This is a genomic window from Eubacterium sp. CAG:156, from assembly GCF_000434315.1.
Lineage (GTDB): Bacteria > Bacillota > Clostridia > Lachnospirales > Lachnospiraceae > Eubacterium_U > Eubacterium_U album.
The window spans coordinates 1-23,020 of the sequence record NZ_FR878158.1 but is presented as its reverse complement, the minus strand read 5'-3'; the positions used below and the strand labels follow the sequence as shown (position 1 = coordinate 23,020).

General features: G+C 31.8%; 16 protein-coding genes. 2 read left to right on the top strand and 14 right to left on the bottom strand.

Going from position 1 to position 23,020, the window contains the following annotated elements; translation table 11 throughout:
• Nucleotides 1-181: 181 nt before the first annotated feature.
• The 6 genes from ABMA45_RS06105 to ABMA45_RS06080 all read right to left on the bottom strand — a co-directional run bounded on the left by ABMA45_RS06105 (nucleotide 182) and on the right by ABMA45_RS06080 (nucleotide 6,637).
• Entirely contained in the window at nucleotides 182-472 is a 291-nt protein-coding gene (locus ABMA45_RS06105) for a hypothetical protein (RefSeq protein WP_022089001.1), read from the bottom strand.
• Between the two features lie 89 nt (nucleotides 473-561).
• The gene (locus ABMA45_RS06100; protein WP_022089000.1) at nucleotides 562-879 is read right to left on the bottom strand and encodes an HIRAN domain-containing protein; all 318 of its coding nucleotides are present in this window, start codon (nucleotides 877-879) and stop codon (nucleotides 562-564) included.
• A gap of 241 nt (nucleotides 880-1,120) precedes the next feature.
• Entirely contained in the window at nucleotides 1,121-1,519 is a 399-nt protein-coding gene (locus tag ABMA45_RS06095; protein ID WP_022088999.1) for a hypothetical protein, read from the bottom strand.
• Nucleotides 1,512-2,000 carry an RNA polymerase sigma factor gene (locus ABMA45_RS06090; RefSeq protein WP_022088998.1) on the bottom strand — a complete coding sequence of 163 codons (489 nt, stop codon included), beginning with the start codon at nucleotides 1,998-2,000 and terminating at the stop codon, nucleotides 1,512-1,514. Before ABMA45_RS06090 ends, ABMA45_RS06095 begins: the two co-directional genes overlap by 8 nt.
• Nucleotides 2,001-2,584: 584 nt before the next feature.
• Nucleotides 2,585-4,180, bottom strand: coding sequence for a peptide chain release factor 3 (locus ABMA45_RS06085; protein ID WP_022088996.1), 1,596 nt, complete (start codon nucleotides 4,178-4,180; stop codon nucleotides 2,585-2,587).
• 237 nt (nucleotides 4,181-4,417) lie between these two features.
• The gene (locus ABMA45_RS06080; protein WP_022088995.1) at nucleotides 4,418-6,637 is read right to left on the bottom strand and encodes an ATP-dependent helicase; all 2,220 of its coding nucleotides are present in this window, start codon (nucleotides 6,635-6,637) and stop codon (nucleotides 4,418-4,420) included.
• 177 nt (nucleotides 6,638-6,814) lie between these two features.
• On the opposite strand from ABMA45_RS06080, the gene ABMA45_RS06075 reads away from it, so the two are divergent.
• On the top strand, nucleotides 6,815-7,564 hold the full coding sequence (locus ABMA45_RS06075) for a class I SAM-dependent methyltransferase (RefSeq protein ID WP_022088994.1): 750 nt from the start codon (nucleotides 6,815-6,817) through the stop codon (nucleotides 7,562-7,564).
• Between the two features lie 158 nt (nucleotides 7,565-7,722).
• Here the strand turns inward: ABMA45_RS06075 and ABMA45_RS06070 are convergent, their stop codons facing one another.
• The 5 genes from ABMA45_RS06070 to ABMA45_RS06050 form a co-directional block, all read right to left on the bottom strand.
• A complete protein-coding gene (locus ABMA45_RS06070; RefSeq protein ID WP_022088993.1) occupies nucleotides 7,723-12,453 on the bottom strand; it encodes a lectin-like protein in 4,731 nt (1,576 codons plus the stop codon).
• 183 nt (nucleotides 12,454-12,636) lie between these two features.
• A complete protein-coding gene (locus ABMA45_RS06065; RefSeq protein WP_022088992.1) occupies nucleotides 12,637-13,968 on the bottom strand; it encodes a sensor histidine kinase in 1,332 nt (443 codons plus the stop codon).
• The gene (locus ABMA45_RS06060; protein WP_022088991.1) at nucleotides 13,969-14,706 is read right to left on the bottom strand and encodes a LytR/AlgR family response regulator transcription factor; all 738 of its coding nucleotides are present in this window, start codon (nucleotides 14,704-14,706) and stop codon (nucleotides 13,969-13,971) included. It abuts the gene before it with no gap.
• Between the two features lie 208 nt (nucleotides 14,707-14,914).
• Complete coding sequence (locus ABMA45_RS06055) at nucleotides 14,915-15,820, bottom strand: hypothetical protein (RefSeq protein WP_022088990.1); 906 nt, start codon at nucleotides 15,818-15,820, stop codon at nucleotides 14,915-14,917.
• A gap of 2 nt (nucleotides 15,821-15,822) precedes the next feature.
• On the bottom strand, nucleotides 15,823-17,154 hold the full coding sequence (locus tag ABMA45_RS06050) for a sodium-dependent transporter (protein ID WP_022088989.1): 1,332 nt from the start codon (nucleotides 17,152-17,154) through the stop codon (nucleotides 15,823-15,825).
• A 183-nt stretch (nucleotides 17,155-17,337) separates the two neighbouring features.
• Here ABMA45_RS06050 and ABMA45_RS06045 point away from each other — a divergent pair, with 183 nt between their 5' ends.
• Nucleotides 17,338-19,593 carry a hybrid sensor histidine kinase/response regulator gene (locus ABMA45_RS06045; RefSeq protein WP_022088988.1) on the top strand — a complete coding sequence of 752 codons (2,256 nt, stop codon included), beginning with the start codon at nucleotides 17,338-17,340 and terminating at the stop codon, nucleotides 19,591-19,593.
• Nucleotides 19,594-19,771: 178 nt separating this feature from the next.
• On the opposite strand, the gene ABMA45_RS06040 is transcribed toward ABMA45_RS06045, so the two are convergent.
• The 3 genes from ABMA45_RS06040 to ABMA45_RS06030 are packed head-to-tail and all read right to left on the bottom strand — an operon-like array spanning nucleotide 19,772 to nucleotide 22,849.
• On the bottom strand, nucleotides 19,772-20,920 hold the full coding sequence (locus ABMA45_RS06040) for an ABC transporter permease (protein ID WP_022088987.1): 1,149 nt from the start codon (nucleotides 20,918-20,920) through the stop codon (nucleotides 19,772-19,774).
• Nucleotides 20,907-22,088: an ABC transporter permease gene (locus tag ABMA45_RS06035; RefSeq protein WP_022088986.1), complete on the bottom strand. Its 1,182-nt coding sequence runs from the start codon at nucleotides 22,086-22,088 to the stop codon at nucleotides 20,907-20,909. The genes ABMA45_RS06040 and ABMA45_RS06035 overlap by 14 nt, the downstream gene beginning before the upstream one ends.
• Complete coding sequence (locus tag ABMA45_RS06030; RefSeq protein ID WP_022088985.1) at nucleotides 22,088-22,849, bottom strand: ABC transporter ATP-binding protein; 762 nt, start codon at nucleotides 22,847-22,849, stop codon at nucleotides 22,088-22,090. Before ABMA45_RS06030 ends, ABMA45_RS06035 begins: the two co-directional genes overlap by 1 nt.
• Between the last annotated feature and the right edge of the window lie 171 nt (nucleotides 22,850-23,020).

Genomic DNA, 23,020 nt, shown 5'->3' with positions numbered 1-23,020 from the left:
TTTGAAATTACAAGGTGAGTTCAAATAAGGATTTATCCGATATCGCCGTAAGGCCCACATTGTGTGGATTAAAAGAAAGACTTTTAAGTCTTTTTTTTTATGTCATAAAGCTATTATATCACATATCATATTTAATAAAAATATATTTTTTCCTCGATTTAGCATACTTTTTCATATTTATTTACCACTCATCACTTTCATCGTAATCCGAATCCCAATCTTCTTCCATCAGCTCTTCACTTTCATCATCTTGTTCATCGTCGTCAAATTCGTCATCATCAAAGTCACTATCCTCATCCTCATCAAATTCATCATCCTCATCCTGGTAGTCATCTTCATCCTGGTAGTCATCTTCATCATCCATTAATAACCCTAGTTCCATTGCTCTTTCCCAAGCATTTAATTTTCCGTCTCTGTTAAAGTCAAACATTTTGTCTAAAGGTCCATCTACTTTTCCGTTCCAAAATCCCATAATTTGCCTCCTTATTTATGCATTATTTCATTATTTGTACTGTCGTTTTCCATTTCAGCTACACCATAATTCTAATTCCAATAACTTCTTTAAAATTTAATTTCATCTACTGGTTTTACTAATTCACACAAAATTCCTCTTGGCATTTTGTAAAGCACTTTTCCAACTGCTGTGTCGCCAATTTTGTCATAAATTCGTCCTGCACTATATGACTCGCCAATGACTGTACTACAACTATTTGCCACATGCCCAACTTTTCCAATTCCCGGCATTTTTACAAGAATTGCTTCGTGGTCATATTTGTTGTCCGGTTCTTTCTCCAGAAGCACTTCCATATCCTTTTCAAAAAATTCGTCACCTTCAAAAAATCCTGTTCCTGTAATTGTAAAATAAATCTTATTTGCCATCATTTTTCCTCCTTTATAGCTGCTATTTTTCTTTTTCCTTTTATGACTTCATTTTCTCACATTCACTGTCCCTTTTTCAGGACTCGATTTTGCTATTTTTTCGAAACTCTGTTCTGTTTTCACTTATTTTAAAGCATAAAAACAGCCCACAAGAGAATTTCATAATTTTAATTCGCCTGTGGACTTCTTTTGTTTGTTTTTGTTTGTCGACATATATTTATTTTTAGATTTATTTTTTTGATTAATTTGCCTTTAGTTCTATATTTACCTCTCCGCTACTCTCATCAACATTTACCTCAGCATTTATGCCCTCTTTTTCCATTTCATCTTCATTCATTTCGAGCTCGTACTTCTTGTCTTCGCCCTCGTAAATGTATTTTCCTTTGCCATTTTCTTTAATTTCTTTTTTGTCACTATTGTTATCCAAAAATACATGGACATGCTTTGTTATTCCATTTCCGGTTGCCGCATAAGACACAACATCTGTCATTGCAAATATAGCAAGCATAACTGCTGCAACCGCCACATAACGTATTCTGAATTTCTTTATTTTGTGATTATTCTTTTCCATATGTTCCACCTTTCTTAAACACTCGTCTGAAATATTTATTTTGTCAAACATTTCTTTATATTTATTCATCTAACCAATCTCCTTTGACCATACTTTTAATTTTTGCTCTAGCTCTCATAAGTCTTGTTTGAATTGTAGTTTCTTTTATGTTTAATATTTCTGAAATTTCTTTTACTGAATATTCTTCGTAATAATACAAATGAACTACTATTCTGTATTTTTCGCCAAGCTTCATTACTGCATCATATAGTTCTGATTCTTCATCATTTTCAAAAGAAAATTCGGCATCTGATTTGGATTCTTCCAGCGAAACTATTCTTTTGTGCCAAAATGATGTACACATGTTTTTCGATTCATTTACAGTCACTCTTATAAGCCATCTTTTTGCATGTTCACCATCAGCAAATTCGCCTTTATATTGTAAAAGTTTTAAAAATGTATTCTGGACTATGTCTTCGGCATCATATTTGTTTCGGCAATAATTATAAGCAATTTTAAATACCATATTTGCATATTCCGATACAAATTCTTTGTACTTTTGCGTTTCCACTGCTTTCCTCCTTGTTGCTTTGAAAGATCTTTCTAATAATATAACAATTCAGGAAAGAATAATATCACATTTATTTTTTTGCCGGGCTGTGCCTGCCTGTTTATTATATTGTCCGGGCTTGTTTTATTCTCTAGCTGAGTTGTGGCCTGCCTGTTTATTATATTGTCCGGGCTTGTTTTATTCTCTAGCTGAGTTGTGGCCTGCCTGTTTATCCTGTTGCCGGGCTTGTTTTATTTTCTAGCTGAGTTGTGGCCTGCCTGTTTATTATATTGTCCGGGCTTGTTTTATTCTCTAACTTGTATTATGTCATTTTTTATTACTCATTTGGGAATTTTCAAAAGAGAAATTTCAAACCTACTTTTATTTTACATGCCGTTAAAGCAACAAATTCCCCCTTTATTTCTAATCTACATAATCCACGACCAGACTTTAAAATATAAAAAGGACGAAATCCCATAACAAAGATTCCATCCTTTTTATATTTTCTTTAATTCGGTTTTATTAAATTACAAGTTTTCCAAAACCGGTTTCCCTAACTCATTTAAATTAAATTACAAGTTTCCAGAACCGGTTTTCCAATCAATCTAATTCTTCTTAAATTCTGTAAGCTCGATTCCTTCGTTTCTTTCTAATAAAAGTCTTATTGACCATTCATTTGTAAATAAAATCAAAGGATTTCCTTTCATGTCCTTAACTTTCTTAGTATCACTTGGGCATTTTATGCTGTTCAAATCTGTTGCAGGATCTTTAACCCATCTGATGTGACCGTAAGGTAATGGCTCAAGTCTTACATCACAGCTATATTCATTTTCCATTCTGTATTTTAATACGTCAAACTGAAGAGTTCCTACAACACCTACGATTATCTCTGACATTTCAAGATTATAATCCTGGAAAATCTGTATAGCACCTTCCTGTGCAATCTGTGTTACACCTTTCATGAACTGTTTACGCTTCATGGAATCAAGTGCTACAAGTCGGCAGAAATGTTCAGGTGCAAATGTAGGGATTCCTTCGTAAGTGAATTTTTTGCCCGGAGTACAAATTGTATCACCAATTGAGAAAATTCCCGGATCAAATACACCAATTACGTCTCCTGCATATGCCTCATCTATTACTTTTCTATCCTGCGCCATAATCTGCTGCGGTCTTGATAATTTCATTTTCTTTCCACTTTGTACATGGAACACATCTTTTGTAGCATCAAATTTGCCTGAACATACTCTCATAAATGCAATTCTGTCATGATGTGCCTTGTTCATGTTTGCCTGAATTTTAAATACAAATCCTGAAAATGGTTCTGTTATCGGATCAATTAATCCTATATCTGACATTCTTGGAAGTGGTGATTCTGTCATTTTTAAGAAATGCTCCAAAAATGTTTCTATACCAAATGTAGTTAAAGCTGAACCGAAGAATACCGGAGATAATTCACCTTTATCAACCAAATCCTGATCAAATGGTTCACTTGCTCCGTCTAACAATTCTACATCATCCATAAGCTGGTCATATAATTCATCCCCAACTTCACCTTTGAACGCTTCATCTTCTAAATCATAAGTTGTTTCTGCTGCACTTTTTGCACCACCGACAGATACTGCCTGAAACATTGATATTTTCTTTGTATCTCTATCGTAAACACCTTTAAATCTTTTACCTGAACCTATTGGCCAGTTAATTGGGCATGTCTTTATTCCTAAAACATTTTCAATTTCTTCTAAAAGTTCATATGGATCTCTTGCTTCCAAATCCATCTTATTTATAAATGTAAAAATTGGAATATGTCTCATTACACAAACTTTGAAAAGCTTAATTGTCTGTGCTTCAACACCCTTTGAAGCGTCAATTACCATTACTGCTGAGTCTGCTGCCATTAAAGTTCTGTATGTGTCTTCCGAGAAATCCTGATGTCCCGGAGTATCCAAAATGTTAATGCAATATCCTTCATAATTAAACTGCAATGCTGATGAAGTAACTGAAATTCCTCTTTCCTTTTCAATTCCCATCCAGTCAGAAACCGCATATTTTGAATTTGCCTTTCCCTTTACTGAACCAGCTGTGTTAATTGCACCTCCGTATAACAGAAATTTTTCTGTTAACGTTGTCTTACCTGCATCCGGGTGGGAAATGATTGCAAATGTTCTTCTGTTTTCTATTTCTTTTTTCAAATTTTCGTCCATTTTAATCTCCAAATTTTATTTTAATAATTTTTAACCTTTAAATCCTCTGATATTATATATAATTATTTTCTTTTTCACAAGACAACATGCGAATAAAACATATTTCATATAATATCTTTTAAATTATGCTCCATCGTGCATTAAATTAAATTCTTTAAACTACTTTCCATCCCCATTAAATTAATTATCTTTTACCCAATTAAATTATACTCCGTCCCACATTGAATTAATTACCTTTTACTCAATTAAATTGTGTTCCATCATAAACTTCAATTTGCACTTAGTAATTTTTCCTTCAAACTCAATTTTTAGCAAATCTCCGGATATTTTAAGTACTTTTCCCAATCCATACTTTTTATGCACTATTGTTCCTGTCAAATATATTTCTTCAATTTTGTCAGCATACTCCGATTCCGTTACTTTTTTGTGCTTTGCTTCTGTTTTCTGATATGAAATTGGTTTTGTTAAATCTATACTATTTTTATAAGCTTGAGATTTTTTAGAAATTTTTTCTTTATAATCAATTGAAAAATTTGATAAATCTCTTGAGTTGGACATTTTTTCTTCCACAAATGAACAACCTGTATTCTCTGATGTTTTTAGTCCCAGCAGTTCATTTGTAAATGTTGAGCCATCATCGAATTCGAATATGCAAAGTTCATCTTTGGCTCTTGTCACTCCAACATAATATAGTCTTCTTTCCTCTTCATATTCTTTTGCTTCATCGTCTTTTTTCTTACTATTTTCATAATTCGCTATTACATTTTCCGGGAAAATGCCATCCGCTACATCCATTATATATACTTTGTCATACTCTAAACCTTTACTTGAATGAATAGTTGATAAAACAAATTTGCAATTTGCATCATATGGCTTTTCTTTTATTAACATTGCCAGTTCATCAAGTCTGTTTATTAAAGCTACCGCTGACGGCTCATTATATGCAATCGCCTGTATTATACTTAATTTGCTATCATTTATATTTGCTCTTTTCAAATAGTCCTTATACCCCATAAAATGTATAATCCTGTAAATTGCCTTGCTTCCACTCTCTTCAAGCAATCTGTTCAAATGCGTCTGCATTGATTTTATACTTTTTCGCGTTCCCGCCGGAATCTTTCCATAATCAAGTGCCGCATCTAAAATTGTCATTCCTTTTTCAACACTTATTTTACATGCCTCTATCGCCACCGCCTTACTCATATATGTACTAATCTTGTAGAACATTTGCATAAATATTTCTGTATTTGCCGGTTCTATTGCAAATCTGATTATATTTTTTATATCCATAACAACTCGATGTGAAAAAAATGTAAGGTCCGCATTTTTTATCTTATATGGAATTTCTTTTCTTTCGAGTAAATCAACCAACGGAATAATACTTTCATTGTCTCTATAAAGAACTGCTGTTTCCGTGTCTGTATTTTCAGCCACTTTTGTCAAATATGTATATTGTGACCGTCGGTTTTTCAAATGAATTTTCTGTATGTATGCCCCTGCTTCTCTAAATGCCTTCATGTGTTTTTCATGTCTGAATTTATTTTTTTGTATAAATCTGTCTGCTGCAGTAACAATTTTTGCATTTGACCTGAAATTTTCTTCCATTAGCAATACATTTGCGTCTTTATAATTTTTTTCAAATGAAAGAAGTGCCTCAGGGTAGGCTGCCCTAAACCCATAAATACTTTGGTCTTCGTCTCCTACCATAAATACTTTTTTATATTTACTTGCAAGTAAGGCGATAATCTGATGCTGAATTTTAGAGGTATCCTGTGCCTCATCCACACAAATATATTTATACATTTCCTGAAAATATTCTAAAATCTGTGGCGATACTTTTAGCATAGTCAGGGCATACACCATTTGGTCATCATAATCCATAAGTGATTGCTTTTTCATTTCATCACAATATGCGCTATAAATTTTTAAAAGTGGTATGTCCTGTTCGTTACCAACTTTATCTATCTCTTCTTTTGAAAGTTGCATATTTTTTATGTAAGTAATTAATGTGCTTATATTTTTTAAATCACTTTCTGTTGGATATTGATGAATAAGTTCTGTGTAAATGGCAGACAAAAGTTTAATTTTATAACTCTCATCAGTCACTAAATCAAAAGCCTTTTTCCCAACACATCTTCCATAATATCCTATTATTTTTGCACATATTCCATTTATAGTTCTAAATTCGAGTCTTTTAGCAAGTTCAACTCCAAATATAGCCGCAAATCTTTTTCTCATGTCATTTGTCGCAGCCACTGTATATGTAACCGTAAGAATTTCTTCCGGTCTAATTCCCATGCAGTAAATCATATAACCTAATCTTGTAACCAAAACTGTTGTTTTTCCGCTTCCCGGCACAGCTAAAAGCAGTGTAGGTTTTTCAACGCTCTGCACTGCTTCTAACTGTTGTTTATTTAATTTTACATTGAATTTGGTAATAAATTCCTGTAATGTCATAATTTTTTTCCTCTCCCCATTTTCATCATTAGTTCCTCTACAATCTCACTATTCACTATATCAAAAATAAAAATAAAATTGTATACTTGTAAAAATAAAAATAACAAAATATTTTTTAATAAGTTATAATTATTCTATTATCAATCAATTTTTTTCTTAGAAGTGGGGTGAATTAAAATGGAATCAAAATTTCAAAAAAATATCAACAAATTATCCGATTCTTCTGACAATACCGCTAATAATGGAGACTTTATCAAGCGTGATTACGATCGTTCAATAAACATGTGGAATGATGTTTATTCTAATTGTAAAATTGTAGATTTAAAGGGAAAATCATTATCTGTTGAGCCTATGTTTGATATTTGCCTTGATATATTTGCAAGCAAATGCAAAAACATATTAGATTTTGGTTGTGGAACAGGAGATATTCTTTTTCAGTGCTATGAATTTGGAAATACAGATTCAGGACTAGGAGTGGATTTATCTGAAACAGGAATTGAATTTGCCAAAAAATTTGCTTCCGTAAACAATTATCACAATCTTGATTTCCAAATTGGCGATATTTCTTTTTTTGATAATTATAATAGTAATAGTTTTGATGGTATTATTTTGTCTAACGTTTTAGATGTTATGCCTAAGGATGTTGCTTTAAAGACTTTTAGACGGCTTACGGATTTGCTTGTTCCTTCAGGACTTATGTTCGTTAAACTCAATCCATATTATGAGAAATCTGATATGAAGGCATGGGGATTCACTCAGATAAAGGATAATCTTTTCGAGGAGAATGGCGTTCTTAGATATCGTGAGTTAGATACTGCTTCATGGAAGCAAAGTTTTGAAAAACATTATGAGATTATTCGCTATCTTGAATTTCCTTATCCGTGGCAGGATGGTATGAACAGATTATTTTTATTACAAAAGAAATAATAGTATAGCATTTTCACATAAAAATGCTCCCTTCTATAAAGCAAGTGATTTTTACTATTTCACTTATCTTTCTTGAAGGGAGCATTTAAATATTTTTCACAGTCTTAATTTCTGCTTGTAATTAGTTTCTGCTTATATTTAATTAGCTTTTTTGTTCTCTACTTCTTTATTACTACCACTTTTTTGCTGCTCCATTTTCCTGCTACTTTCTTTCCGTTCACCACTTTGTATGCACGAATCTGAACAAAGTATTTTCCAGGTTTCAATTTTTTAAGAACAGCTTTTGCATTATTCTTTGTAATAGTTTTAATTTTTGCTTTTTTCATCTTTTTGTTAACTGAATATCTAATCTGATATCCTGTAACAGCTTTCTGTTTTCTCCATTTAATGATAACACTCTTTTTCTTATTAACCTTTGTTGTCACCTTCTTAACTTTGCCCGGTTTTGTAACAGAGTTATCATTGTCTGTTTTGTTTGTTGTATCAGAATTGCTTACATTTGTTGTTCCGGAATTATTTGTACCTCCCGGTGTTGTATCTGCCGGAGTTGTTCCGGAATTATTTACAACTGTAATTTCTTTTGCAACTTCACCTTCATATAATGTATTAAATGTTACTATAACCTCATATGTTCCTGTGTCCTTAATTTCAGTAACCACAGCACCTGTAGTTTTATTTTTAAATGTAACTGTATAATACTGGTCTGATACAATTTCACCAGCTGCATCAGTAACTGTTACTGTTGGTAATGCAATTGAATTTCCAGTGTATTCATATTTTTCATTTGAAATATTAACACTATCAATTCTGCTTATTGCAATTTTTTTACTGTCACCACAATAACACTTAAATTCCCTGTAACCGTCAGCTTCTAATGTTGCTTTAATAATATTTGCTTCGCTATCATAGTTATGTACATGTTTTTCTTCTGAGTTAGTTACGTTTATTTCTTCATCAGAATTTACAAGACTATTCTTATCTGCTGCAATATTTCTAGTATCAATTTTTCCTGAATTGTATAATTTATCATACGTTGATTTTCCTTCATCATATGCACAAATTCCTCCGGCATATTCGTATGCATTTATATCGCCATTATTAATTAATTCAGAACCATTTACACCATATACATATGCTAATATTCCTCCGCCATATCTGTCAGATAAAATATTTCCATTATTTATACAATTGTTAATATCAAAGTAATATCCATAATCAACTATTCCGGCTGCACTTTCTGCTGATATATCTCCGTTATTTTTACAATTACTAATTTTTATTTTGTTGTGATTCTGTGCATTATTTATATATTCACAGATTCCTGCTGCGCTATCATCTCCATCAATATTTCCATTGTTTTCACAACTTGTTATTTCTAACTTTCCATTGGCTTCACAAATAATTCCGGCTACTGTACCACCTTTGACATATCCTTCATTTACACAATTACTTATTATTAGTTTCCCCGGTGAATCAAAATTACCTTTATATTTAGAACAGATTCCGGATGCATAATAATCATAGTAACTATTTGCTTCTATTCTTCCCTTATTTATGCAACCTGATATCTCAGTTGTCCCCGGAATAAGGTCTCCCTGAACATCAATTACTATTCCGCTTGCTATATTATAGCCATTAATACTACCATTATTTATACAGTTCTTAATTGTGCTTGAATATACATTGACTGCAATTCCTGCTGCCATGCCATTTTGCATAGATAATTTTCCATTGTTCACACAATCTTCTACAATAGTATTTTCAGTTATTATATATGCAATTCCTGCTGCTGTTCCACCTGATCCCGTACCTGTAACATTAGCATTATTTGTGCAACCGATAAATTTACAATTATCCGCAAAACAAACCATTGCTGATAAACAGTCATTAAGGTTATTAAGATTTTTGTTACCACTAACACTACAGTTTCTAAAAACTGAATTTTTTGCTCCAATTGCTATGTCTGTAGCCATTCCACTTGTAAAGTTTTCATTTACATATTTAATATTAATGTTCTTTATTTCACTAGAATAAACAAAATTAAATAATGGTCTGTTTTCTCCTCTTTGGTTGATTCCTGATATCGAATGGCCATTACCATCAAAAATAATATTTACTGCATTCACATTTCCTATAAGATCATCTTCATCCTCATAGTTTTCAGGGAATGTAATGTCACTCATAAGTTTTCCATTAATACCACTGTAAATATTTTTCAAATATAATATCAGGTCTTCAAATGTAGTAATTTCAAAATATCCGTCTTTTTGTTGTTTTACGAATTCTTCTTCTGCACCACATTCCTCGCAAACACCATCTTTAAATGAATGACCTAATTTGTTTATTACTTTGCCTTTTTCTATTGTTTCTTTACAAATTGGGCAGTATACATCGCCGGTATAACCATCCTTTTCACATGTTGCCTTGACCATATTATAATCATATATAAAATATTGATTTCTGCTTCCTTCCGGATAATCATGATATGCTTTTATAATTTTATTTGTAGGCTGATTTTCACTTTCTTCTCCACAATATATACACTTGTAATCTCCAAGATATCCGTCTGTTGTACATGTTGCTTCTATGCTACCTACAAATTCATATTTATGTGAACCATATCCTGCATTAGTATCTATTTCAGTTTTCTTAGCATTGCAATACCTACATCTGTAATAAGTCTTTGCATATTCATTACACGTTGCATCTTTTCTGTTATATTCATAATAAGAATGTTCACTGTGAGGTTCTATGGTTACTCCTTCTTCTACTGTTTCTCCACAATCATCACAGATAATATCTCCGGTATAACCTCCTTCTTCACAACTATTAATTGTTTTATTTTCTACATGAATATTATAATGTGCACAACCAACAGTTATGGTAAATTCGCCATATTCATACTCATCATTATAGCCATAAGGTACAACTACAAAATAATATTTTTCACCCTTAGTAAGCTCGTATTCAACCTGTGGAGCTCCATTGTTTCCACCATCATCATCAGAGTCAAGAGCATTATTAAATCGTATTTTGTATTCGTCTTCATCAAAGAATTTATCAAGCTCATTTCTTATCATTTCATCACTATAATTCTCTGAATCAAATAAGAATCCATAACTGTCCCAACCGGTTTTATTACTACAATAAAAACTAATATATTCATCCTTATCTGCAGTATATTCTATTACCTGAATTGGTAAGTCTTTAGTTATTTGAGTATCATATACTTTATTCTTCTGTACATTTCTTATTCTTCCACAGTTTTTACATACATCATTTTCATATTCGTGTTCGAATTTAGGAATTACTTCTCCTTGCTGAAGTTGCATATTACATACCGTACAGTGTTTATCTCCTGTATAGCCATCTAAATAACAACTGTTCACTCTGGCATTCTCTAAATCACCCGGCGTATGCTCTGAAGGTTCAACTGTAGTGCCATTTTCTATTACTTTTCCACATATATCGCACACAACATCTCCGGTATAGCCTCCCTGCTCACAGCTTTCAAGTGTTCTTCCTTCAACATGCGTTTTTGTATGCGCACACGTTATTGTCAGCTTAAAATCTCCATATTCTGTTATATAAGGTCCAAAAACAAAGTAATATGTCTCTCCCTTTGTTAGTTCTGCAGTTATCTTAGGCGATGGACCAATTCCGCTATCATCATCACTTTTCCAATAATCTTTTAATCGTGGTGTTGATGCATTATTGTCCTTTAATTTGGCATAATACATTTCCATTCCTGCACTGATTACGGAATCATTAAATTTATCTGCCTTGTAAAGATATCCATAGCTATCCCATTCTGAATCTCCTGTAAATGTGTATCCCCCACTTTCAGGTGCCGTAAATTGAAATACTGTATATGGATAATCTATTGTTTTCGTTAAGCTATATGTTACGTCTACCTGAGCGTTATTTACTCTTCCGCAGTTTTTACATACATCATTTTCGTATTCATGCTCAAGCTTAGGAATTGCCTCTCCTTCCTGCAAAGTTTCATCACATACTTCACAGTATTTATCTCCTGTATAGCCTTTCTGATAGCAACTGCTTTTTTTGGCATTTCTAACCTGTTCAGCCTCTTTGTGTCCATTTGCCTTAAGCACTTCGCCCTGCTCTAATACCTTGTCGCAAACAGGACAAATCTTATCACCCGAATAGCCGGTTTCAGTACATGTAGCTTCTTTAACTGTGCTTTCATCTAATACTGCATCAGAATGTCCTCTAGCTTCAATCTCTTCGCCGTCACTTATTTTTTCATTACAAAATCCACAGTAAACATCTCCGGTATACCCTCCCTGTTCACAGTCAGCTAAAGTTCTATTCTTTATAACGTTCTGTGATTTAGGATGAATACATGAATCATATTCTATAACACCTGTGCGAAGTGAAGTCGTATTGCAGTCATTCCACTTTCCTGCACCATTTGATCTTTTATTATCGTAAACCTCTCCTGCTTTTTCATTCTTGTTGTTTGGTTCGCCATCATTCCAATTAGTATAACTTACTTCACTTCCATCTGCCCACAGCCATTCATCAAGATTTTCTTCATTTCTTATAAGTCCAATATAAGATGATGTATTATCACCTTGCTCTGAAATAACATTCGCAACAATGTCATTTTCCCTTGCATTGGAAATACATGCAAGATAGCCTCCGCTTTCTTTTGCCAAAGCCAAAACCCGCTCATAATTTCCTTCCTCACTTGTCAATTTATACAAGTGTCCTGTAGTCTTGTCATATGCCATATTGTCTGCATACATTACGTTTTCTTCACTATTATCAGTAGCTGCATATGTACTGACAGGCATGAAATTATTAGTAAAAATCATTGCCAACGATAGTGTCATACTTAAAAATCGTGTCACTTTTTTTCTCATATTTGCCCTCCCATTTAGATATGTATATTTTTCCAATTTACTTCATGTTTTATTATAGAATAAGACTATATTTCAATTCTATGTTCTGGCGTCAAACGGTTAATTTTAGGCATCAAGTGGTTGTAATAAAAAAGATACCTGACTCATATAAAGCCGGTATCCTTTTTATTGTCTATATTTTCTTTATATTTCAGGTGGTTGCAATAATACTCCACTAACACAGAATTTCTTTTCGTTAATTTCTATTTTAATGTCCCCTTCATATTTATTTACAACATATTTTACGGATTCAATTCCTATTCCACTACCATTTTCTTTTGTTGACAAAAATCTGTTTCCTTTCATTTTTATATTTCCGTCAAATGTATTATCTATTGAAAATACTATTGCTTCTGCATTTGGTTTATGTATTTTTAAATCAATTTTTCTTTTTTCTATTTCAATATTTTTGCATGCATCAATAGCATTTTCGAGCAAATTTCCAAATAACACTGTCAAATCTGAATCGCTGATATTTACTTCATTTGGAATAGAAACATCTACATTTATACTTATATCTGATTTTTCAGCCTCCTGCACATAATATACAAGCACCGTATTTAATGCAAAATTTCCACAATATACAATTGGATTTTTCAAATATGAATGCTTAAGATATTTTCCCAGATACTCTTCTATTTTTTTGCATTCATTATTCTGTGCCATTGCATGTACAACACTTATGTGATGTCTCAAGTCATGTCTTGCCCTTCTTGTTGCATCCATCTGTTTTTTCATTTCGTCATAACGAAGATTCTGAAGTGCAAGCTGCTTATTTTCATCACGCAGTTTTAAATTGTGTTCAAATTCAAACATTGCACTGATTAATACTCCATATACCAAAAGCGCACCTACATTTACTAAAAATGTAAATATTAGACTGACATAATTTAAAGCAAGTTCCAATGAAGATTTAGAGTTAAAATACAGACCGTGATACCAGAATAAATAAAATGTGGCAGGTATCATCCATAGGTATCTCCACATTTTTCCATTAATTTTAATGTCTGCAAGACCTTTTATATATTTTTTAAAGTATATAAATATAATTGGTACAAATATTATCTGCACAATTATTGTGCATAATGAAAATGTCCAACGGTTATTCTGTATGGCCATTTGTGGGAATATGTGACCTTCCATGCATTTTCCTGCCATTACAATAAAATTAGCAAAATTTGATACTATAAGAAGCACAAATACAAGTTTTCCAAAATAATCTTTTATGGCAATAAAATAGAACGCTGCATAACTTACCGTACTTATTAGGGAAATAAGTCCTTTCTGACTTTGCGAACAGGTTGTTGCATATATCCCCATCGCATTTTGAAATATCGTAAGAATAATTGCAAAAAACATTGTTGTTTTCTTTGAAAAACGTAGTTTATCAATAAAGGGATAAATTGCAAGTCCTAAGTATGGAATTAAATTAAGACACGAATATAATATTATCTCAAATATTCTTAAATTAGACATTTATATATCCTCCCCTTGTCTTAATCTCTCTATCAGATAATCTGTGTAAGATTTCTTTACTTCTGCATATTTTCTCCTGCTAATTGGAACATATTCTTTATTTATCAGTTTAAATCTGTCTTCCTCAAGCCCATCTACTTTTGTAATATTAACTACTATTCCTTTAAAGCATTGAATAAGTTCCTTATGTTCTTGTATACATGCTTCAAAATTTTTCTGTGTGCATCTTAATTGGATTTTGTTTCCATCAATCAGATAAATTGTTACATAATGCCCTGAAAAAGTTGTATATAATAAAGAATCAATTGGTATAATCTGTCCATCCGGTAAATCTAATATTTTTTTATTATTCTTTTCATCCTCAGATATTCTTTCCATAGTTTTAAGTATACGTTCTTTACTAAATGGTTTTATCAGATAGTCATATGCTTTAACTTCATAGCTTTCACTGGCAAATTCATTACTTGTTGTGATAAATATTATCTTTGACTGATTGTCTGTTTCTCTTAGTTTCTTTGCCGTTTCAATTCCTGTAATTCCATTCATATAAATGTCTAAGAATACAATGTCAAAATATTTTTTGTTTTCATTTTTCTCTATTAAATTTATAAAATCTTCTCCACTAAAAAATTCTGTGATTTCAAAATCTTTTCTTGATTTGTTATCGCAAATTTTTGTAATTTCCTCTTGCAGTCTCTTTCTGTCATCCTCATTATCATCAACGATAGCTATTTTCATGTCCTTCTCCTTATTCCTAATAACATATAGTTATTAACTATGCCATTTAATTTAAGTTCTTTTGCATTTTTAATGACAAATTTCAACATTTAATGTGCATATCCATTTCCTCGCTCAGATTTATATAAATAAAATTTGCTTAAATACATAACATCTTTTTGGGATAAAATCCAAGTCACAAACCAAATGCCAGGCTACTATGCTACTTTTAAAATAAATCCAACATGTTGTCCAAGTAAATTCTTTCTCTGACATGAATCTGATACTCAGGCTTAGTCATATAATAAAGTAAAAATTCCAGAATCAAAGCACTTCCTAAGCTTCGTCCTTCAATTTTAAAATTTGAAAAGCCCATAGGCATATAAATATTTTTTATATCATCTATACCAATGAAACCGGGATTTGTCATTGCTTTAGAAAATTTATAGCCACTCTCTGCATCAGGAGCCACGCAACGATGCTCTGTAAATTTTTCTCCTAGATTTTTGCGACTTACAGTTTCATAACATTTTTTTCTGTCAGCACAACCAAACCAACAGCATTCATTGCATAAAAATTCAACTTTATCCTTCTGCTTTTCTGATAACCTATTCAATTTATCTAATTCTTTATTTAACCGAAAATCCGGAACAACATATAGAAAATCATTTCTATTCATCTCATGTTTTAATTGCTCAAAATCAATTAACACCTTAGTTGTTGATGAGACAAAATAGAATTCCGGATATTTATTTTTTAAATACTCTAATAGCAAATCTGAATGAATTATTACACCATTTTGTATTTCATTCTTTTCTCCAAACATAGAGCATAGGTAGTTACATTTTTTATCTGAAAGATGTTCAGTTCTTAACAATGAATTACTAAATGTCAGTCTTGCTGAAATGCCATATTCCTTCATTAATGCTAAAACTTCTTTTGGATTATTTTCTCCAAATCCGACACGGCCTCCGCCCCAAACACAATCTGCCGGAGCTCCATATATAGAACCTATATCGCACCAGTCGTAAAAATATTCTCTATGTTCACGAAACAATGGCAAAAACTCACGGTACAACCCGTAAAATTCAAATAATCCGGGAAGATGATAATATGCTGTTTCTTTTTTTAACATTATCAGCCTATTCCTCCAAGCATTGCTCCAGCCACAAGTGCTATAAACGCTAATGGTACAAGCACATATTTTCCAAGTGGCATAAACCATTTGCCAATCGGCTTATTATTGCCTTTATTTACTGCACTAATTGCAAAATCCTTCCCTGCAACCCAGAAGAACATAATTGCTGCAAGCATTGCACCTAATGGACAAATATAAATTGATACTGCATCCATCCATCCTGAAACAATCCCCTGAATAACAAGCGCAACTGCGCAGCCAACTACCGCTATACTCAAAACAGCTACCGGTCTTTTAAATTTTAATCTTTCTTCCAATGTTGCTATCGGTGCCTCATATAAATTTACAAGAGAACTCATTCCCGCAAATAAAACGCAAATATAGAAAATTATTCCTACAATCTTTCCACCCTGCATTCCATTAAATACATTTACAAGATAGATAAACATAAGTCCCGGTCCGCCTGAAGACAATTCTGCTCCACCAACAGCCATTCCCGGAATTATTACAAATGCTGCAAGTAATGCTGCTACTGTATCAAATACTGCTACGTTTCTTGCAGAACTTACTACATTTTCTGATTCACTTAAATATGAACCATAAATTACTGTTCCATTTCCTGCTATTGATAATGAGAAAAATGCCTGTCCAAATGCATAAATCCACAATCTCGGGTCAAGCAATCCTTTAGGATTTATTGTAAATATGTATTTATATCCATCACTTGCACCCGGAAGCGTAAATACATAAATTCCTAATCCCAAAAACAATACAAAAAGAAGTGGCATCATAAATTTGTTTGCCCTTTCGATACCACCGGCGATTCCAAATGCCATTATTACGGCTGTAACAATTACTGCGATTACAAGCCATAAGTTATTTCCATAGCTTGTAGCTGTACTTCCAAACATGCCGCCAATAGCATCCATATCATGTCCCATATCTGAAAGCTGACCTGTAATTGCTAAATATGTATATTTAAATATCCATCCTACAACTACCGTATATCCTATTGCTAATGCTAATGAACCGATAACCGGAAGTGCACCAATCACTTCTCCGATTCTTTTATTACCTGTCCTAACTTCAGTACATTTGCCAAATGCTTTAATAGGTCCACCTTTAGCAGCTCTTCCAAGCGCCATTTCTTCGATAAGCCCTGTTGCCCCAATTAAAATAACAAATAAAACGTATGGGATTAAAAATGTCATACCTCCCCAGTCTGACACCATATAAGGAAATCTCCAAATATTTCCCATTCCTACTGCTGACCCTATGCATGCAATTACAAAGCCTGTTCTACTCTTAAACCCGTCCCTCTTTTTTTCCATTAATTTTTATCCTTTCCTTTTTCAGTCATACCTTAAATATTGTATCACATTATAGGGATTATTATAGTTAAATTTTACTCAATATGTTATAATTAGATAATATAATTTGGTTCGGAAAATTAATACTTTTATTGCTTCTTTGCAAGCAAATTATTACTAAATTTTGCGAAAGGAGAGATTATTGTGACACAAGATAATTCAAAAGATAACTCAGCTAATAAATATACAAATAAGTATACTAAAAAAACTAGTATCAAAAAATTTCTTTTACTCTTATACAATATTATTATAATTGTAGTGGCAATTTTATCTTCCTACTCCTATTCTATTACTACGGAAAACAAAAGCATCGCCTTACGTTTAGATAATTTCTGCAACTCTACTGACTCTATGAAACAGCTTACTGAAAGCTATTTATATGCAGAAAAAGGATATGTCGATAACTGGGCTCACTACATTTCCAGCAATAATATGACTATAGATGAAGCAATAAAATTTGTACAGAATATTAACACACAGGGCAACCGCTATGCACACTTCGTTGATATGGATGACTTCTCAGCTATTTCTACTATTGCAGATAAAAATGGAAATTACTCTGTTAACTGTTACAAAACATTTTATGATACAGATACCAATGCATGTCATGCAATGATTAAAAAAATGCAGAATATATTTAAATCACAATCCGGTCAGGTTTATGTTCTTGGTAAATATCGCGTTGACGGACTACAACAGACTGTCATCAGTGTTGGTACTAGAGTTTATTTAAATATTGGTAACAATAAGACAAAGCCTTACCTGCTTTTAAGATTGCTCCCTGTTGATTACCTAAAAAATGCATGGGCATTTCCAACTGAATATAAATCAGCAGAAATCAGTCTTATTAACTCTAACGGTGAATATGTTATTCAGTCTCCTTCGATGAAATCAAGAACTTTTTATGACTATATTCGCGGATACAATTTTCAAAATGATTACAATAAAGTCGACGAGCTTGCTAACAAAATTAAATCGTCCGATAGTGGCTTGCTTCAATACAAAGACTATCGTAACGAAAATTGCTATTGGTACTATTCAAGTTTTGGAAAAAATTTAGATTTATACATCATAGGATATATTCCTGTAAAGGATATTGATTCAGTTAATATGAACTGGAGTATTGTTGCAATTATATGTGGAACAGTATTGTTTTTAACAATTCTTGATACATTTTACATATTATCAATTAATCATCGTTTAAGAAAAGCTGCAAGTGAAGCTGAACATGCAAGTCAGGCAAAAACACAATTTTTGTCCACTATATCCCACGATATCCGTACTCCAATGAATGGCGTTTTGGGAATGACTCAAATTGCGAAAAAACATTTAAATGATCCTGAATATATGGGCGAATGTCTGGATAAAGTTTCTCTTGCCGGAAATCATCTTTTAACATTAATAAATGATATTTTAGATATTTCAAAAATTGAGAGTGGGAAAATGGCTATTTCTATAGAACCTTTTTCACTTAAGGACTGTGTAAATGAAGTTGTTAGTATTATTCGCCCTCAGGCTGAATATAAAGGCATTTCGCTTGAGGTTAATATGCATGACATTATTTACGAAACTTTGTCAGCTGATCCTTTACGACTTAATCAAATAATAACTAATCTTTTAACTAATGCCGTAAAATATACTGACAATGGTGGAAAAGTTTTATTTGATATAAGTCAGTCACGATTACCGGATGATGACGAAAAAATACGACTAAAAATTGTTGTCTCTGATAACGGAATCGGTATGACTAAAGAATTTCAGGAAACAATGTATAATTCATTTACCAGAGCTCTTGACAGTCGAACTAATAAAATTCAGGGAACCGGTTTAGGCCTTGCCATTATTAAACAGCTTGTAGATTTAATGAACGGCTCAATTGATTGTAAAAGTGAATTAAGGAAAGGAACTACATTTACTGTTTACCTTGATTTAGCAGTACTTAACGAACACAAGCATTTAGATACAGTAAATCCGGATTCATTATATGAAAAAAATTATGATTTTTCTTCATTACATGTACTTGTTGCAGAAGACAATGATTTAAATTGGGAAATTATTAAAACAATGCTTTCCGAATATAAAGTTTCATGTGACCGTGCCGTAAATGGTCTTGAATGCATAAACACTTTGACTTCCTCTTCCAAAGGCTTTTATGACTTAATTTTAATGGATATCCAAATGCCTGTACTGAACGGAAAAGAAGCTACACGTAAAATCAGGAAAAACGAAGATGCGTATATACGAAATATTCCTATTGTAGCAATGACTGCTGATGCATTTGCTGAAGACATAAAGGCATGTAAAGAAGCCGGAATGAATGCTCATATACCAAAGCCTATTAATATGAAACAGGTATTATCAATTTTAATAACTGTATTAAAGAAGGACTATAAGTTTTAAAAAACTTTCAGAATGGAGGCTAATTATTTAGGAGCAGGTGTCTATGAAAATTCCGAAGTTGCTGCTAAAGCCTTTGTTTTAGAATGTAGCAAATAATAAAAACAAATACCCGGTTGTGAACCATTTTCACAACCGGGTATTTTTGATAAAAAACTATAAAATAGCATTTTTAAAATTCTTAATTTATTATCTGTTTTCTTTTACTTACATAATTTGTTACTGCGACAAATATAAAACTGGAAATTACTATAACTGCCCCATTTATTAACAATGGTTTAATGCTTTCAAAATTAAAAACTTCCATAGTTTTTATCAGTTGGTTATTTGCTACATAATAATATGTTGGCAATATATGTGCTATTTTCAATACATAATCAGGCATGTATTCAAATGGCACAAAGCATCCACAAAGAAATGATGTGCCGAGTGCTATTACATTTACTATTCCACCAATAGCATTCTTATTCTGCGTAATATTTCCAATTAAAAATCCTATGGTCAGACTGCATATCGTAAATACAAATGAATTTATAACATAGCCTAAACCATTTGAACTAAACATTAAGTCTTTAAACAAAATCAATGCCAAAATCATATATAAAATCCACATTGCAAATATTACTATGGAATTTGATAATAGTACGATTCTATTATATTTTTTGTAATTGAAACTGCTTATAATTGTTCTCTTTCTTACAGTCTCATCATTTAAACTTGCTAAAATCATACTGATGCAATACACACATCCTGCAAGCAAGGCGTAATTTAGGATATTAAAATACTGTGTCATGCTGCTTAACTTTGATGTATCTAAAGTCGTTTTCATATAAACCTTTGTATCTTTGTCCACAACTTTATTTACTTTTGAAATTAACTCAGCTCCACTATAATAATCCTTGTAAATAAGCACGGTTTTTATGTATTTTTCCACCATCATTTGGGCATATGAAGAATATTCATCACCACATGATTTATATTCCAACGAAGGATTCTTTCCATCTAATAAATTTTTTCCAAAATCTTTTGGTATATAAATTACATAATTTACGTCTCTGTAAAAAATTGCATCATTTATTTTGTCTTCGTCTTTTGTATCTATATCTTTTATTTCTGAATGTTTACTTATATAATCCTCAAAGCCTTTAGCAATATTATCTTCACTGTCTTTATTTACAATTAACACACTTGGTTTTGAATCTTCAAAATTTGTCATATTATTACCTGATGTCTGATTAAGCGCTGTTATTGCAACAAGTATGGCAGTATATAAAATAATCATTCCCTTTAATTTATTTAATATCTTTAAAATAGTCTTAAATACTGTCATACTTTTCCCTCCTTAAGCTAACAAACGAAATTAATAGACAAATTATGATAAATATAATCAAATAAATGATATCTCTAAAATATCTGTCTAAAGTATCGTAATAGTATAATGAATAAAAGCCATCAGTTATTAAGTTATTTGGATTTATCAGATTAATTATAGGCACATTTTTATCAATTACATATTTTAATGTAACTCCCATCATTCCTGAAAAAACAGAAAAGAACATTGTAACAGCAATAGTTATTCCTGTCTTAGCACCTTCTGACACTCTGAATATTGAAGCAATTACTACCCCTAGTGCAATTCCTGCCAGATCTCCTACCATGGAAAGTAAAATAATTAACAAAAGATTTTCTCCAAAATCAACTTTTATTACAAATGTCAAAAATGCCATAAGTACCGCAAGTCCTACCAGACTTACCGCATAACTTCCTATAGTCGAACTCAAAATAATTGTGCTTTTTTTATTTGGTGACACGGAAATTCTTTTTCCCTTGCTACTCATATTCGCCAGACAGTTATTTATTGCAGTCAACCCGAATATCCCACCATACATACACATCATCGCAATTAAAGTATAATATTCTATTTGCATATAACTTAAATTTGAATTAGAAATATTTTTCAAATTAACTTGTTCATTATTAATTTTGTCTAATATTTGATTTACTATTTTGTCTGTATCAAATGTAAAATTTCCGTTTGCTATTTCGTTTTCTATATTTTTTTCGGTCAATTCTTCTACTATTGTTTCATTCTGTCTGATTTCATTTATGACAAACTTAAGTAATGTTTGATATGTACCATTTGCCTTTACTACAACCTGTGGTTCGTCGTTCTTAAATACAACATATCCTTCAATTTTAGAATCATCTAATAGTGAATCTGCTTTTTTATTACTTACATATTTAATATTAAATAATTTATCTTTATTATCATTATCAGATAATTCTTTTAATGCGTTTTTGTATATTTCCTGCGTTTCAAATTCGTCATTATCTACGACTGCAATATCAAACACTTTTAATACTTCATCTTTTTCTATGTTGGAAAATGCCATATTGAAAAATATTCCAAGAATAATCGGAAAGGCAAATGTCCAAAAGACTAATATTTTATTTTTAAACAATGTTTTTATCGTATATTTCAAATTATGAATAAACATTAATCTCTTAATTCCTTTCCTGTTAATTTCAAAAATACATCATTTAATGTAGGTCCTACACGTTCTATTTTTTCTTCAATATTTGCCTGTTGTTTCAGTTCTTCGCTTGTTCCCTGAGCTATTATTTTTCCTTTATCAAGAATTATAATTCTATCGCAAAGTATCTCTACTTCTTCCATATAATGTGTTGTGTAAACTATTGTGGCACCATCGTCTCTTAATTTCTTAATTCCATCTAAAATATTGTTTCTACTCTGTGGGTCGACTGCTACTGTTGGTTCATCAAGAAAAATAAGTTTTGGTTTATGTGCTATTCCACAGGCAATATTTAATCTTCTTAAAAGTCCCCCTGAAAGTTGTTTTGGCAAATATTTTTTAAATTCACCAAGTCCTACTAATTCAATGGCATCTTCTACATATTGCTTTCTGATATTTTTATCTTCTATGTATAATCCACAAAAATAGTTTATATTGTCATATACATTTAATTCATTAAATACTGCAACCTCCTGAAAAATGACTCCAATTTTCGATTTTATATCGTACGAATCGGGTTTCATATCCTTACCAAATATTTTTATGCTTCCGTTCTGATATTTAAGCAATGCTAAAATTGAATTTATAGTTGTACTTTTACCACTTCCATTAGGTCCAAGTAATCCTAATATTTCTCCTTCATATACATCAAATGATAAATTATCAACTGCCTTTTGTTCTTTATATTCTTTAGTTAGATTTTTTACCTCTATTACTTTTTCCATATTGCCTCCATAATTTTTCTTTTCATATTGTGATTAAATTATATCATATGTTAATTTGATTATGTTTTATATTTTGAATTTCTTCCCCAGCCGGCAGATATTTTCATAGCATACACGTTGATTTTCCTTTCCCCAGCCGACAGATTTTTTCATAGCAAACACGTTGATTTT

Coding starts and splice junctions, on each gene's coding strand:
- ABMA45_RS06095 (WP_022088999.1), bottom strand. CDS start 1,519: ATGAATAAATATAAAGAAATGTTTGACAAAATAAATATTTCAGACGAG.
- ABMA45_RS06085 (WP_022088996.1), bottom strand. CDS start 4,180: ATGGACGAAAATTTGAAAAAAGAAATAGAAAACAGAAGAACATTTGCA.
- ABMA45_RS06035 (WP_022088986.1), bottom strand. CDS start 22,088: ATGTTTATTCATAATTTGAAATATACGATAAAAACATTGTTTAAAAAT.
- ABMA45_RS06050 (WP_022088989.1), bottom strand. CDS start 17,154: ATGGAAAAAAAGAGGGACGGGTTTAAGAGTAGAACAGGCTTTGTAATT.
- ABMA45_RS06070 (WP_022088993.1), bottom strand. CDS start 12,453: ATGAGAAAAAAAGTGACACGATTTTTAAGTATGACACTATCGTTGGCA.
- ABMA45_RS06055 (WP_022088990.1), bottom strand. CDS start 15,820: ATGTTAAAAAAAGAAACAGCATATTATCATCTTCCCGGATTATTTGAA.
- ABMA45_RS06105 (WP_022089001.1), bottom strand. CDS start 472: ATGGGATTTTGGAACGGAAAAGTAGATGGACCTTTAGACAAAATGTTT.
- ABMA45_RS06030 (WP_022088985.1), bottom strand. CDS start 22,849: ATGGAAAAAGTAATAGAGGTAAAAAATCTAACTAAAGAATATAAAGAA.
- ABMA45_RS06060 (WP_022088991.1), bottom strand. CDS start 14,706: ATGAAAATAGCTATCGTTGATGATAATGAGGATGACAGAAAGAGACTG.
- ABMA45_RS06080 (WP_022088995.1), bottom strand. CDS start 6,637: ATGACATTACAGGAATTTATTACCAAATTCAATGTAAAATTAAATAAA.
- ABMA45_RS06075 (WP_022088994.1), top strand. CDS start 6,815: ATGGAATCAAAATTTCAAAAAAATATCAACAAATTATCCGATTCTTCT.
- ABMA45_RS06065 (WP_022088992.1), bottom strand. CDS start 13,968: ATGTCTAATTTAAGAATATTTGAGATAATATTATATTCGTGTCTTAAT.
- ABMA45_RS06040 (WP_022088987.1), bottom strand. CDS start 20,920: ATGACAGTATTTAAGACTATTTTAAAGATATTAAATAAATTAAAGGGA.
- ABMA45_RS06100 (WP_022089000.1), bottom strand. CDS start 879: ATGGCAAATAAGATTTATTTTACAATTACAGGAACAGGATTTTTTGAA.